Below are 14211 nucleotides of genomic sequence, written 5' to 3'. Positions count from 1 at the left end.
CCCCACATTTCCCCCGGCCACACTCCCCACATTTCCCCCGGCCACTCCCGATTCCCCGGCGCACTCTCAGTGCCCTGGCCACACCCCCACTTCCCCTTGGCCCTCTCCCTATTTCCCCGACACCCTCCCTATTCCTCCGGCACTCTCAATTTCCCCGCCCTCTTCTCGCTTTCCCCGGCCGAAGGCCAGGGGGCAAACACCCGGGCGACGGCGTCCGGCACCGGCCGTCGGGCCGGGTGTTCACCTGGAGGATCGGTTGCGCCGGGCACACCGCGGAGTTCGTTCGGGGCGAAATCCGCGGCGGCGCAACCGGTCCGACCCTCCGCCCGGAACAGGCGGCGGAGGCTTTCTTCTACTCGCTGTGGTCGGTGGCGAACAATGCGGCCGTCGCGGCGCGGCGGCGACGCTGTTCGACCGGATCGGGGACCGGGACGGCCGCCACGAGGCGCTGCGTGTACTCCTCGGTGGGATTGCGCAGGATCTCGTCGCGGGTGCCCTGTTCGACCACGGCGCCGTTGCGCAGCACCGCGATTCGGTTCGCCAGTTGATCGACCACCGCCAGGTCGTGACTGATGAACAGGCACGCCCAACCGCATTCGCGCTGCAGCTGCGCGAACAGCTCCAGCACCTTGGCCTGTACCGAGACGTCCAGCGCGCTGGTCGGCTCGTCCGCGATCAACAGATCCGGATCGAGGATCAGCGCCCGGGCGAGGCTCGCCCGCTGCCGCTGTCCGCCCGAAAGTTCGTGCGGATAACGGTTTTCGGTGCCCGCGGGCAGCTGCACATCGTCGAGCAGATGCCGCACCCGCGACCGCAGCGCCTCACCGTTGGCGGTGCGGTGCACCACGAGCGGTTCGGCGACGCACTGCCCCACGGTCAACCGCGGATTCAGCGAGGTCGCCGGATCCTGGAATACGAAACCCAGCCGCTTGCGCACCGGCCGCAGCTGCCGCTCCGACAGGCCCGTCAGCTCCTGACCGTGCACCGTGATCGTGCCCGCCGTCGGACGCTGCAATCCGGCCACACAGCGGCCGATGGTCGACTTGCCCGAACCGGATTCGCCGACCAGCCCGAGGGTTTCACCGCGACCGATGGTCAGTCCGACGTCGTCCACCGCCCGGAAGGTCGGACGTCCGAGCGCGCCGGGGAATTCCACGATCAGCCCCGACACCTCGAGTACCGTCTCGGCGGCGACCTCCGGATCCACCGGAGCGTCGTCGGCCGGGCGTTCGGCGGTGATCGCCGAAATACCCGTCTCCGGTTGCGGCGCGACCGGAGACACCGGACCGTCGGTCGGGGTCAGCCCCGCGCCCAGATGCGGTACGGCCGCCAGCAGATCGCGGGTGTACTGCTCCTTCGGCGCCCCGAAAAGCTCGTCCACCGTGGCGGTTTCGACGACGCGACCTGATCGCATCACCACCACGCGATCGGCGAGATCGGCCACCACACCCATATTGTGGGTGATCAGGACGATGGCCGCGCCCAACCGGTCGCGCAGATCCCGCAGCAGCTCCAGGATCTCGGCCTGCACCGTCACGTCCAGCGCCGTGGTCGGCTCGTCGGCGATGATCACCTTCGGCTCGCACGCGATGGCGATCGCGATCATCACGCGCTGCTTCTGCCCGCCCGAGAGCTGATGCGGGTAGTAGTCCACGCGATGCTCCGGATCGGGCAGCCCGACCATGCGCAGCAGCTCGACCGCGCGGGCCTTGGCGGCCTTGCGGCTCGTATCACTGTGCGACCGTACCGCTTCCATGATCTGGAAGCCCACGGTGAACAGCGGATCCAGCGCCGAACCCGGCTCCTGGAAGATCATCGAGATCTCCCCGCCGCGCAGTGCGGTCAGCTGCCGCTCCGACATCGAGGTGATCTTCTCGGAACCGACGGTGACCAGACCGCGCACCCGAGCGGTCTTGGGCAGCAGGCCCATCGCGGTACGCGAACTGACCGACTTACCCGAGCCGGACTCGCCGACGATGGCCAGCACCTCGCCGGGATAGACCTCGTAGGACACGTCCGATACCGCGTCGACGGCCCCCGCGTCGGTCGCGAAGGTGACCGACAGCGACCGAATGGCCAGCGCCGAATCCTTCTCCACCACAACTGTTTCAGTCATCTGCGGCCCCCTCACCCGCGGCGGGCGCGGCGACCGCGCGCCGGGTCCGGAGCAGTGGGTTGAGCACCTCGTTGAGGCTCTCCCCGACCAGAGTCATACCCAGCACCACCAACACGATCGCGATACCGGGGAAGATGCCGGTCCACCAGATTCCGTTGGACACATCGGCCAGCGCCTTGTTCAGATCGTATCCCCATTCCGAGGCCTGGGTGGGCTCGATGCCGTACCCCAGGAAGCCCAGGGCCGCCAGGGTCAGAATCGCCTCCGAGCCGTTGAGGGTGATGATCACCGGCAGCGACTGGGTGACATTGGGGAAGATGTGGCGGAACAGGATTCGCCCGATCGGCGCGCCGGTCACCCGGGCGGCGTCGACATACGGTTCGGTCTTCACCGCGACCGTCGCGTTGCGCACCACCCGGAAGTACTGCGGCACATAGATAACCGTGATCGCCACGGCCGCCGACAGCACGCCGCCGAAACTCGACGACTGACCGCCCGCCACCACGATCGAGACCACGATCGCCAGCAGCAGGGTCGGGAACGCGTACAGCGCGTCCATGAACAGCACCAGTACCCGGTCCACCCAGCGCCCGACATAGCCGGACACCAAACCCAGTGGTACACCGACGAACAGCGACAGCACCAGCGAGATCGCGATGACGAACAGCGCCGTCCGGGCGCCGTAGATCACCCGGGAGAACACATCCTCCCCGCGCACCGAGGTGCCGAACCAGTGCTGCGCCGAGGGCGCCTGCTGCCGCACGAAATCCACGCCGTGATCGGAGATCTGGGCGAAATCGTACGGTGCGATCAGCGGTGCGAACACCGCCACGATCACGAACATGCCGATCAGGGCGAGACCGAGGATCAGCGTGGCCCGCTGCAGCCCGGCCGTCATGGTGAACAGCCGAAGGCCCGGAATGCCCTTGCGCGGCACCGGTGTTCCGAGCATCGGCTCGGTCGCGGTGATCATCTCGGATGCGGTCATCAGAACCTCACCCTCGGATCGATCAGCGCCACCAGCACGTCGACGAGGAAGCTCATCACCGCGACGACCAGCGCCAGGAACGCGACGATCCCCTGCACCGCAACGAAATCGCGCGCCTGCAGATACTGCGCGAGCTGATAGCCCAGACCCTTCCATTCGAAGGTGATCTCGGTCAGCACCGCACCGCCCAGCATCATCGCGATCTGCATACCCATCACGGTGACGATCGGAATCATGGCGTTGCGGAAGGCATGTCGGCCCACCACCACGCGCTCGCCGAGACCGCGCGCCCGCGCCGCGTCGACGAAATCGCTACGCAGGGTTTGGATCAGGTTGATCCGCACGAGCCGCAGGAACACGCCCGCGGTCAGCAGACCCAGCGCGATGGCGGGCAGGATCGCGTGCTGGACGACATCCCACAGATATCCGTAGTCGCCGTAGAGGATCGCGTCGATCACCAGGATGTTGGTCTTCGGCGACACATGCTGCAGCGCCAGTTCCACATTGGTGCTCGCGCGACCCGCCACCGGCAGCCAGCCCAGCTTCACCGCGAAGACCAGCTTGAGCAGCAGGCCGACGAAGAACACCGGCGCGGCGTAGACCAGGATCGCGAAAAGCCGCAAACCCACGTCCGCGCCCTTGTCACGCCGCCGGGCCGCGTAGCGACCCAGCGGAACTCCGACGATGAAGGCCACGATCAGCGCCCACACCACCAATTCCAGCGTCGCCGCGCCGTAGTTGGTGATGATCTCGCCGATCGCCCGATTGTCCTGGGAGCGGCCGAAATCCCCGCGAGCGAGCCCGGAGATGTAGTCCCAGTACTGCGACAGGATCGGCCGGTTGAAACCGGCCGCCTCCTTGCGCGCCTCGATCTGATCCGGTGGCAGCCGCCCGCCCAGCGCGGCACTGATCGGGTCGCCCACGACCCGCATCAGGAAGAACACGACCGTCACAAGGATCCACGCCGTCGGCAGGATCAGCAGCAGTCGCACACCGAGGTAGCGAGCCAGTACGCCGTAGCGAGACCGGCTGCGCCCCGGCGCTTTCCGGGGAGCAGGAGCGGGGACGGACGGCTCCTGCTCCAACGCCGTCGTCGTCACTTGCTCAGCACGCTGTAGCGGAACTTGGTCGACGGATCCAGGGTCGAATCGACGCCCTGGACATTCTTCGTGGCGACCGCGACCTGCTTACCGGACAGCAGCGGCAGGATCGAGATGTGCTTGTCCGCCATATCCTTCTGGATCTGCTGGATGATCGCGAGGCGCTTGTCCTTGTCCGGCTGGGTCACCTCGGCGGTCAGCTGCGCGGTGATGGCCGGATCCTCGAAGTGGTTCTGCAGGAAGTTGTTCGGGCCGAAGAACGGGGTCAGGTAGTCGTCCGGATCCGGATAGTCCGGGAACCAGCCCATTTGGTAGACCGGGTAGCCGTCACGGGCGCGTTCCTTCTGGTACGTCACCCATTCGGTGGACTGCAGGTTGATCTTGAACAGTCCGGTCGACTCCAGCTGATTCTTGATCGCGGCGTATTCCTCCGAGCTGGAGGAGCCGTAGTGGTCCGGGTTGTACTGCAGGTTGATCTGCACCGGGGTGGCCACACCGGCGTCGGCGAGGAACTTGGCGGCCTTCTCCTTGTTGGGCTTGGCGCCGTAGATGTCCTTGAACGGTTCGACCGCGCCCGGGAAGCCCTGCGGCACAGCGGAGTACGCGGGCTGATAGGTGCCCTTGTAGACCTCGTTCGACAGCGCGTCGCGATCGACGGTCGACGCCACAGCCTTGCGGATGGCCAACTTCTGCTCGGGGGTGTTACCCGGCATGGTGTTCATGTTGAACACGATGTAGCGCAGTTCGCCACCGAGGCCGGTATGGATGGTGACCTTGTCGTTCTTGCCGAGCGACTCCATATCGGTGGGGCTCAGGCTGCGGTAGGCGACGTCGATGTTGCCGTTCTGGATGTCGAGCTTGAGGTTGTCGCTCGACGCGTAGTACTTGGCCGAGACGGTGCTGACCTTCGGCTTGCCGAGAATGCCGTTGTAACCCGAATTCGCCTCGTACTGAACGAGTTTGTTCTTGTCATAGCTCGAGATCGTGTACGGACCGGAGAACGGCTTGGCCTTCACGATGGCGCCGTCGTCCATGATCTTGTCGGCGGGGAAGACCTTCTCGTCGACGATCGGACCGGCCTGGGTGGGCAGAATCGCCGCGAAGGTCTGGTCGTTGCCGTTCTTGAGGGTGAACGCGACCGTCAGATCGTTGAGGGCGTCGGTCTTGTCCAGATTGCCGAGCAGCGAGGCCGGACCGTTCGGATCGTTGATCTTGAGCATCCGGTCGAAGGAGAACTTGACGCTCTGGGCGGTCAGTGGATCGCCGTTGGCGAACTTCAGGCCCGGCTTGAGGGTGCAGGTGAAGACGGTCGGCGTGGTGAAGTCGCACTTCTCGGCCGCATCCGGCTTGGGGGCGGTCTCCCCCGGCGCGAAGTTCAGCAGATGCTGATAGACCTGCGTCTCCGGCACATAGGAACCCTGATCGTAGGCGGCGGCCGGATCCAGGGAGAAGATCTTGTCGGTGGTACCGACCACCAACCCGTTGTCACCACCACCGCCGGTGCGACCGGAGCCGCATCCCGCGAGCGCCGCAAGGGTGAGGCTCGCAACCCCCACCGCCGCAAGGCTTCTGACTCGACCCGACCGGGTCAACGACCCCTGTGTCGAAAACCGCATGACTGTCCCAACTTCTCGCAACGCGACGCACCCACCCTGGATCACAGGTTGGGTGCGGCCACGGTGAACTTCATATGGCGGGGACAGTACCGCCACTGCGTTGCGGATATGTTGCGTTTCGCAACAATTAGTTTCGCGGTGATGCGAAAATTATCCGCGCACGAGCGTTTCCGCAGGAAAACCTTCAGGGACGGCTGAGCGCACTCGCGTTCGCGTTGTCGCTCAGCAGCTCCGACTCGGACTTGCCGCTGAGAATCCCTTCGAGGACATTCTTGCCGATGGCCGCCTCGGTCGGCAGCGGAATCGGATAGTTGCCGTCGAAGCACGCGCTGCACAGCCGCGAGGCCGGCTGTTCGGTGGCCGCGATCATGCCCTCGCGCGAGATGTAGCCGAGGCTGTCGGCGCCGATGGAGCGCCGCACGTTCTCGACCATGTCGTCGAAGGAGTCCTCCGCGCCGTCGGGGCCCGCGCCGTTGGCGACCAGCTCCGCGCGCGAGGCGAAGTCGATGCCGTAGAAGCACGGCCACTTCACCGGCGGCGAGGCGATGCGGACGTGGATCTCGAGTGCGCCCGCCTCGCGCAGCATGCGGATCAACGCGCGCTGGGTATTGCCGCGCACGATCGAATCGTCCACCACGATCAGGCGTTTACCGCGGATGACCTCGCGCAGCGGATTGAGTTTGAGGCGGATGCCGAGCTGCCGGATGGTCTGGCTGGGCTGGATGAAGGTCCGCCCGACATACGCGTTCTTCATCAGACCCTGGCCGTAGGGCACACCCGACCCCTGGGCGTAACCGACCGCGGCCGGGGTGCCCGACTCCGGCACCGGGATCACCAGATCGGCGTCGACCGGATGCTCGAGGGCCAGGCGACGGCCGATATCCACCCGGGTGGCGTGCACCGAACGACCGGAGATGGTCGAGTCGGGGCGGGCGAGATAGACGTATTCGAAGACGCAGCCCTTGGGTTCGGGATTGGCGAAACGCAACGACCGGACCCCGTCGGCGTCGATCGCCAGCAGTTCGCCGGGCTCGATTTCGCGGACGAACGAGGCGCCGACGATATCGAGGGCGGCCGTCTCGCTGGCTACCACCCAGCCACGGTCGAGCCGGCCCAGGCACAGCGGCCGCACCCCGTGCGGATCGCGGGCGGCGTAGAGGGTGTGCTCGTCCATGAAGGTCAGGCAGAACGCGCCGCGCAAGCTCGGCAGCAGTTCCATCGCCGCCTGCTCGATGCTCTTGTCGGTGGCCGCGTGGGCCAGCAGCGCGGTCATCACATCGGAGTCCGAGGTGGCGGCGATCGCGCCGTTGGGCAGCCGATTGCTGATCAGGCCCAGTTCGCGTGCGCGCGCGGCCAATTCGGCGGTGTTGACCAGATTGCCGTTGTGGCCCAGCGCCAGTCCGGTACCGACCGCGGTGGTGCGGAAGATCGGCTGGGCGTTTTCCCAGGTGGTCGATCCGGTGGTGGAGTAGCGGCAGTGGCCGACGGCGACATGGCCCGGCATCGCGGCCAAAGTCTGCTCATCGAAGACCTGGCTCACCAGGCCCAGATCCTTGAACACCAGCACCTGCTGACCGTCGGCGACGGCGATGCCCGCCGCCTCCTGGCCGCGGTGCTGTAGTGCGTACAGACCGTAGTAGGTGAGTTTGGCCACATCCTCACCTGGCGCCCAGACACCGAACACACCGCACTCTTCGCGCGGTTCGTTCTCGTCCTGATCCGGAGTCCGGGCGGACTCGGATAGCAGCAGGTTGGGGCTGTCAACCGACAGATCGGCGTTGGTCACCGTTTGCTCCCTGTTCGGCGGGCGGGGGGCGAAACTCATTCTACGGGTCACCCGTCCGAAACCCACGGCGGGATCACCCGGATGGCAGGCCGTTTGCTGCTACCGTGCCACCGTGACGACCACCGAGAGTGCGGAAGCCAGCCCGAACCCCCGGCGTTTGACCCCTGTTCGATGGGTGTTCCCGATCGTCGTGGTGACACTGCTGGCGTCGCTGTTGGGCGTCATGTACCTCGATTACGTCGTCGATCCCGAGAAGAATCTGCACAACTTCCCGATCGCTCTGGTCAATCAGGACGTTGGCGATGCCATCGGCGCACCGGGCCATCAGAAGTACGCCAACTTCGGCGATCAGGTCGTCGACGGACTGAACAAGGCCGTACCCGCCGACAAGATCGATCTGCGGGTGCTCGGACTCAACGACGCCCAGCTGCAGATGCAGTCGGCCCAGGTGTACGCCACCATCATCATTCCCGGCGACTTCACCAAGCGGCTGGGCAATCTCGGCGTCGGCAGCGTCGTGGCGGGCGATATCGAACGCCCGATCATCACATTGCAGACCAATCCGCGCACCGGCGCGTTCGCCACGGCCATCGCGCAGCGGTTCGGCAACGAGGCGCTGACCCAGGTCGACGCCCAGGTCGGCAAGCAGCTCACCGAGACGGTCCGCGCGCAACTGGCCCCGCCCCCGGGCGGCCCGCCCGCACCGGAGCTGTCCGGCGCGACCCGAATCACGCTGGCACATCCGCTGAATGTCGTGGTGAATCAGTACCGTCCGCTGCCGGGTGGTTCGGGCGAGGGCCTGACCGCGTTCTTCTACAGCCTGCTGCTGCTGTTGGTCGGCATGGTCGGGGCGATGATCATCCATCAGCTGATCGACTCCGCGCTGGGCTATCTGCCCACCGAATGGGGTCCGTGGACCGTGCACCAGCCCGCGACCGAGATCTCCCGGCTGCGGACGCTGCTGATCAAATGGGCCGCGGTGACGACATTGGCGCTGATCGTCTCGGGCGTGTTCATCGGTATCGGCAAGGCGCTGGGCATGCCGATCGATAAGCCGCTGGCGCTGTATCTCTACGGCGCGTTCGTGATCGCCACCGTCGGCATCACCTGCACCTCGGTGCTCGCGGCCATCGGCACGGCCGGTCTGATCGTGAACCTGATCGTCTTCATCATCCTGGGCCTGCCGTCCTCGGGCGGCACGGTCCCGATCGAGGCCACCCCCAAGTACTTCGGCTGGCTGGCGAATTTCGAACCGATGCATCAGGTGTTCCTCGGCACCCGCTCGATCCTGTACTTCAACGGCAACGGCGCGGCCGGGACCACCCGCGGCGTCTGGATGACGGTGCTGGGACTGGTGATCGGCGTCGTACTGGGTCTGGCGATCACCCGCTTCTACGACCGCAAGGGCCTGCATCGTAAGCCGGTCGGTGCGACCGCGGCCTAGAGCCGCACGATCGGCAGCCAGTGGACGATCTCGTCCGCCCGGATGCCCGAGGCGCTGACCGCGCCGGATTCGACCGCACTCGCATAGTCGAGCAGCCCGGTGGCCAACAGCAGCCAGGTGCGAGCATCGGTCTCGACGACATTGGGCGGGGTGCCGCGGGTGTGGCGCGGTCCCTCGACGCACTGCACCGCAACGAACGGCGGCACCCGCACCTCCACCGATGCCCCGGGCGCATCGGCCGCCAGCGAGCGAGCCGTCCCACGCACCGCCCTGGCCAATTCGGCGCGGCCCGGAGCACTCGCACTCTCGTCGCGCAGCCACTCGCCCACCGCCGCAACCGCATCGCGCACCTCGGCGGGATCAACAGCTGGTCGTCGTGTCACGATCCCGAGGCTAGCGCCGGGCTCCGACAGCGACCGCCAGGTGGGGGGCAACCGCGCCACCGGCGTTGAGGACGTAGTGCAGCAGGGCCGGGGCGAGTACGCCGCCGGTGCGACGGAACTGCCAGCCGAGGAACAGGCCGCCGAGTGCGGTGGCCGCGATGGAAACCGGCACGGAGTCACCCGCGCCGCGAGCCGGTGCGATATGCCACAGTCCGAAAGTGGTTGCCCCGAGCCATGGTCCCAGCGGGCCGGTGGCCTCTCCCAGCAGGGGATCGAGGGTGGCGCGGAAGATCAGCTCCTCGCTGTAGACGGTGCCGATCGGAATGTGTACGAAGGCCCATTCGAGCACCGGAACCTCCGGTGCGCGGGTAGCGAATCCGGCCAGCCGGGTGCGCAGCGCCGGAATCGCCAGGGCCACACCGTAACCCGCCGCGACGAGGGCCGCGGGGCCCAATGCGGTGAGCGGCCGACGGGCCGGGTTTCCGATCGGGACGCCGCGTCCGAAGGTGAGGGCGTAGAGCGTGGCGAAGACGGCGTTCGCGGCGGTGCGGCCGCGGATGTCCAGGTGCAGCCGCGGCAGCACCCTATTGCTCCACAGCAGTGGAAGGCTCACGGCGGCAACGGCGGCGGGGATTCTGCGCGGGTTCACTTGGTGGCGTGTTCGTAGGCGAGGGACAGTTCGATCTGGGTGCGGATGGCCTCCACCTTCTCCGGGGTCAGATCCGGCGGCGGCAGGACGGCGCACCAGCCGTCCAGCACCAGGGTGCCATAGTTGTGGCCGTGCCCGTCGCTCACACCCTGGGCATTGGTCAGATCGGCGGCGACCTGCCAGAACGTCACCAGCGGCCACCAGCGCATCTGGGTGGAGACATCGGAGCCACGCTGTTCGGACAGCCAATCCGGCTGGGAGAAGATCAGATTCGGCGACCACCATACGATCGGATCCGAGGCGTGCTGTAGATAGGCGATGCGCGGACGCCGCCAGTCCGAGGACGGCTTACCCAGATCCGTTGCGGTGGAGGCGAATCGGACCACCAGACCGTCGGCGTAGATCGGCTCCACCTCGCGGGTGCCGGGATCGCGGCGCGAAACGAACTGCTCCCACAGGCGATTGGAGTTGGGCGGCCCGACCCACAGCGCCGCATCGACCTTGCCGCGCAGATCGGCCAGCCCGTCGAAGGCCGACTCCGAACCCTGCGAACCCAGACTCTCCCCGTACACAACCAGTTTCGGCCGCGCGTCGGCCGGGCGGCGCGACCAGGCGGCGTACACGGCGTCGAACATCTTCTTCCCGGCCGCCGCCACCTTCTGCCGGTCGGCCAGGAACGACAGCACACTGGGCAGATACGAATACTGCGAGGCCACGATCGCGGTATCGCCGCGGTAGAGATATTCGATCGCGTCGGCGGTCTCGGAATTGACCCAGCCGGTTCCGGTGGTGGTCACCACGACCAGCACCTTGCGATCGAAGGCATGTGTGCGCTCCAGTTCGGCGAGCGCCAATTCCTCCTGCGTCACACCGTTTTTCGCCGAGTCCAACCCGGCGTACACCCGAATCGGTTCGCGCGCGGGCGCTCCCGAGACCGCGCCGATGCGGAAGGCGTCGGGTCCGTGCGAGACGAACCAGCGCCCCTCCGAGCCCAGGGTCTCCCACGCGGCGAACGAATCCGCACTGCCCGACCGCTCGGATTTCGTCGGCTGCACCGCGTACGGGGTCATCTTGTCGTTGCGCACACTGAACGCGGAGTTGGCCACGGCGAAGAACGCCCGCGTCAGCAGGCCGTTGAACAGCGTCACCACCAGCACCACGAGCAGGATCGACCCGACGGTCGGCGCGAATTTCGACGGCACCCGCACCCACCGGCTGAGCTGTCGCGCCACGAAGCGCACGATCTCGCGCACGGTCCGATAGACGGCCACCACGATCGCGCCGACCGCGAGGCTCAACGCGCCCGTACGCAGATACGCCGCCCGGGTCGTACCCTCCATATCCATCAGCGCGAAGATCTGCCGCTGCCAATCCGCCGACAGCACCAACATCCAGATAGCCGCAAGCACACACAGCACCAGCACGATCACCTTGATCACGTACTGCCACAGCAACGCGGGCGCCCGAATCGGCAGCCGCGGCCGGACCCATCGCCGGAACAGCCACTCCAGCACGCATCCGACGCCGTATCCGATCGCCGCGTTGAGCCCGCTGATGAGCCCCTGGAACAGCCAATCACGCGGCAGCAGCGACGGTGTCACCGACCAGGCGAAGAACACCGTCGCCACGACCAGCCCGACATAGTTCAGATCGATGACGTCATGCTCGACCCGCTGCACCAGCAGCGCACCACGCCGGGCGACGACACGACCGCGCACGCGCAGCGTCGTCAGGACATCGGCGGTATCGAGCACCCGTCAAGTATGGCCGCCGGCGGTCCCGTGAGGCGCGACACGCCACACGTGAGACACGTCGCGGCCGGGCCCGATCAGCCGAACAGTTTCGGCAGGGTGCCCTCGAACGTCTCGCGCAGTTCGGTGAGCGGCACGGTGAACTGACCCTGCACCTCGACCGCGTCGGTGCCCGAATCCGCGACGCCGATACGGGTCCACGGCAGGCCGCGGGCGTCGCACATCTTGGTGAAGCGGGTCTCCTCCGAGCGCGGAACCGCGACCAGGACGCGCCCGGCCGATTCGGAGAACAGGGTCACGAACGGGTCGGCATCCTCGGGAAGGACGATGCGGCAACCGGTTTCGCCCGCCAGGGCCGATTCGACGATCGACTGGATCAGGCCGCCCTCGCTGAGATCGTGTGCGGCGCTGATCATTCCGTCGCGCGAGCCCGCGGTCAGCACCTCGGCGAGCAGTTGCTCGCGCGCGAGGTCGACCTTCGGGGGCACGCCGCCGAGGTGATCGTGTTCGACCTGGGCCCAGATGGATCCACCGAATTCGTCGCGGGTATCGCCGAGCAGGATCAGCGTCTCGCCCGGTTCGGAGCCGAAGCCCGTCGGAATGCGCCGGTGCACGTCGTCGATGACGCCGAGCACACCCACCACCGGGGTCGGCAGGATGGCCGTCTGCCCGGTCTGGTTGTAGAAGCTCACATTGCCGCCGGTGACCGGAATGCCCAGGGCCACACAGCCGTCCGCGAGACCGCGCACGGCCTGCTGGAACTGCCACATCACGCCCGGATCCTCCGGCGAACCGAAGTTGAGGCAGTTGGTGACGGCCTTCGGGGTCGCGCCCGTGGCGGCGACATTGCGGAACGCCTCGGCCAGCGCCAGCTGCGCACCGGTGTAGGGATCGAGTTTGGTGTAGCGGCCCGAGGCGTCGGTGGCCAGCGCGATACCGCGGCCGGACTCCTCGTCGATGCGCACCACACCGGCGTCGGCGTGCTCGGCCAGCACGGTGTTGCCGCGCACGTAGCGGTCGTACTGCTCGGTGATCCAGCGGCGGCTGCACAGCTGCGGGCTGGCGATCATCTTCAGCAGCGTCGCGCGCAGTTCGTCACCGGTCTTGGGGCGCGCCAACGTATCCGGGGTATCGGCGATCAGCGCGTCCTGTTCGGCCGGGCGCCGCACGGGCCGCTCGTACACCGGACCCTGATGGGCCACCGTGCGCGGCGGCACATCCACCACGGTCTCGCCGTGCCAGGTGATCACGAGCCGGTCGCCGTCGGTGACCTCGCCGATCACCGTCGCGAGCACGTCCCACTTGCGGCAGACGTCCATGAACGCGTCCACGTTCTCCGGCGAGACGACCGCGCACATGCGCTCCTGCGATTCGCTCGACAGGATCTCCGCGGGGGTCATATTCGCCGCGCGCAGCGGCACCCGATCCAGATCCACGTGCATGCCGCCGTCACCGGCCGCCGCGAGTTCGGAGGTGGCGCAGGACAATCCGGCGCCGCCGAGATCCTGAATGCCGACCACCAGTCCGGCGTGGTACAGCTCGAGACAGCATTCGATGAGGACCTTCTCCGCGAACGGATCGCCCACCTGCACGCTCGGCAGCTTCTTTCGGCCGGTGCCGGACTCGTCGCCGGAGAAGGTGTCCGAGGCCAGTACGGAGACGCCGCCGATCCCGTCGAGACCGGTCCGCGCGCCGAACAGAATGATCTTGTTGCCCTGCCCCGACGCGAACGCCAGATGCAGATCCTCCACCCGCATCACGCCCGCGCACAGCGCGTTCACCAGCGGGTTGCCCTGATAGGAGGCATCGAAGACGGTCTCGCCGCCCACATTCGGCAGACCGAGCGAATTGCCGTAACCGCCGACGCCGCGCACCACGCCGTCGACCACGCGCCGAGTGTCGGGATGATCGGCCGCGCCGAAGCGCAGCTGGTCCATCACCGCGATCGGCCGCGCGCCCATGGCCATGATGTCGCGCACGATGCCGCCCACGCCGGTCGCCGCGCCCTGATAGGGCTCGACATACGACGGATGGTTGTGACTTTCCACCTTGAACGTGACGGCCCAGCCGTCGCCGATATCGACCACGCCCGCGTTCTCACCGATTCCGGCCAGCATGGATCGACGCATCTCGTCGGTGGTGGTCTCGCCGAAGTAGCGCAGATGCACCTTGGAGGACTTGTAGGAGCAGTGCTCGCTCCACATCACCGAGTACATCGCCAGTTCGGCGTCGGTGGGTCGGCGGCCGAGGATCTCCCTGATGCGGGCGTACTCGTCGTCCTTGAGGCCGAGTTCCTTGTAGGGCTGCGGGGTATCCGGGTTTGCTGCGGCGGCGCTGACGGTGTCGACGTGGGCGGTCACAGGCGCAGTCTAGTGGGT

At 67.0% G+C, this 14211-nt stretch carries 10 protein-coding genes; 1 reads left to right on the top strand and 9 read right to left on the bottom strand.

The window, feature by feature from the left end; all coding sequences use genetic code 11:
* Window positions 1-352: 352 nt before the first annotated feature.
* The 5 genes from NP4_RS33985 to purF all read right to left on the bottom strand — a co-directional run bounded on the left by NP4_RS33985 (window position 353) and on the right by purF (window position 7606).
* Window positions 353-2116 carry an ABC transporter ATP-binding protein gene (locus NP4_RS33985; RefSeq protein WP_068006667.1) on the bottom strand — a complete coding sequence of 588 codons (1764 nt, stop codon included), beginning with the start codon at window positions 2114-2116 and terminating at the stop codon, window positions 353-355.
* Window positions 2109-3068, bottom strand: coding sequence for an ABC transporter permease (locus tag NP4_RS33980; RefSeq protein WP_114755667.1), 960 nt, complete (start codon window positions 3066-3068; stop codon window positions 2109-2111). Before NP4_RS33980 ends, NP4_RS33985 begins: the two co-directional genes overlap by 8 nt.
* A gap of 35 nt (window positions 3069-3103) precedes the next feature.
* Complete coding sequence (locus NP4_RS33975; RefSeq protein ID WP_245997881.1) at window positions 3104-4114, bottom strand: ABC transporter permease; 1011 nt, start codon at window positions 4112-4114, stop codon at window positions 3104-3106.
* 86 nt (window positions 4115-4200) lie between these two features.
* Window positions 4201-5820, bottom strand: a complete 1620-nt coding sequence (locus NP4_RS33970) for an ABC transporter substrate-binding protein (RefSeq protein ID WP_082876462.1) — start codon at window positions 5818-5820, stop codon at window positions 4201-4203.
* 184 nt (window positions 5821-6004) lie between these two features.
* The gene (gene purF / locus NP4_RS33965; RefSeq protein ID WP_068006665.1) at window positions 6005-7606 is read right to left on the bottom strand and encodes an amidophosphoribosyltransferase; all 1602 of its coding nucleotides are present in this window, start codon (window positions 7604-7606) and stop codon (window positions 6005-6007) included.
* Window positions 7607-7718: 112 nt separating this feature from the next.
* On the opposite strand from purF, the gene NP4_RS33960 reads away from it, so the two are divergent.
* Window positions 7719-9050: a YhgE/Pip domain-containing protein gene (locus NP4_RS33960; RefSeq protein WP_068006663.1), complete on the top strand. Its 1332-nt coding sequence runs from the start codon at window positions 7719-7721 to the stop codon at window positions 9048-9050.
* Here the strand turns inward: NP4_RS33960 and NP4_RS33955 are convergent.
* The 4 genes from NP4_RS33955 to purL form a co-directional block, all read right to left on the bottom strand.
* Window positions 9047-9433: a sterol carrier family protein gene (locus NP4_RS33955; protein ID WP_068006661.1), complete on the bottom strand. Its 387-nt coding sequence runs from the start codon at window positions 9431-9433 to the stop codon at window positions 9047-9049. The genes NP4_RS33960 and NP4_RS33955 overlap by 4 nt on opposite strands.
* A 10-nt stretch (window positions 9434-9443) precedes the next feature.
* The gene (locus NP4_RS33950; protein WP_245997870.1) at window positions 9444-10046 is read right to left on the bottom strand and encodes a CPBP family intramembrane glutamic endopeptidase; all 603 of its coding nucleotides are present in this window, start codon (window positions 10044-10046) and stop codon (window positions 9444-9446) included.
* A 32-nt stretch (window positions 10047-10078) separates the two neighbouring features.
* Entirely contained in the window at window positions 10079-11836 is a 1758-nt protein-coding gene (locus tag NP4_RS33945) for an alpha/beta hydrolase (RefSeq protein ID WP_068006657.1), read from the bottom strand.
* Window positions 11837-11910: 74 nt separating this feature from the next.
* Window positions 11911-14193, bottom strand: a complete 2283-nt coding sequence (purL, locus tag NP4_RS33940) for a phosphoribosylformylglycinamidine synthase subunit PurL (RefSeq protein ID WP_068006656.1) — start codon at window positions 14191-14193, stop codon at window positions 11911-11913.
* Window positions 14194-14211 lie beyond the last annotated feature (18 nt).

Source organism: Nocardia pseudobrasiliensis NBRC 108224, assembly GCF_001613105.1.
GTDB lineage: Bacteria > Actinomycetota > Actinomycetes > Mycobacteriales > Mycobacteriaceae > Nocardia > Nocardia pseudobrasiliensis.
Note: the sequence above shows the minus strand (reverse complement) of the source record. Positions and strands in the feature narration are given on the sequence as shown.

Excerpts from the sequence above, each read along its gene's own strand:
- NP4_RS33985 (WP_068006667.1), bottom strand. The coding sequence starts at position 2,116 with ATGACTGAAACAGTTGTGGTGGAGAAGGATTCGGCGCTGGCCATTCGG.
- NP4_RS33970 (WP_082876462.1), bottom strand. The coding sequence starts at position 5,820 with ATGCGGTTTTCGACACAGGGGTCGTTGACCCGGTCGGGTCGAGTCAGA.
- NP4_RS33980 (WP_114755667.1), bottom strand. The coding sequence starts at position 3,068 with ATGCTCGGAACACCGGTGCCGCGCAAGGGCATTCCGGGCCTTCGGCTG.